This is a genomic window from Penaeicola halotolerans (genome assembly GCF_016464625.1).
GTDB lineage: Bacteria > Bacteroidota > Bacteroidia > Cytophagales > Cyclobacteriaceae > Penaeicola > Penaeicola halotolerans.
The window spans coordinates 1-235 of sequence record NZ_JAEAGO010000225.1 but is presented as its reverse complement, the minus strand read 5'-3'; the positions used below and the strand labels follow the sequence as shown (position 1 = coordinate 235).

At 35.3% G+C, this 235-nt stretch carries 1 protein-coding gene; it reads left to right on the top strand.

Going from position 1 to position 235, the window contains the following annotated elements; genetic code table 11:
- Positions 1-235: DUF2461 family protein (locus I5349_RS14080; RefSeq protein WP_226391394.1), on the top strand; the 235-nt coding region annotated here is incomplete at both ends.

Sequence of the window (235 nt, the reverse complement as noted above, 5' to 3'; positions counted from 1 at the left end):
TGGTTTACTGAGCATAAATCTGAGTACGATTTGATTATAAAGGAAAACAAAGAGTTTTTCAATCAGATATACTCAGAACTTCAAAATCATGACAATATTACTGGGATGCATATTTCCAGAATTTATCGTGATATCCGTTTTTCAAAAGACAAGACTCCTTTCAAACCGAATTTTGGCGTTGGGTATTCTCGTGCTAAACCCATGCTCAGAGGTGGGTATTATCTTCAAGTAGAAC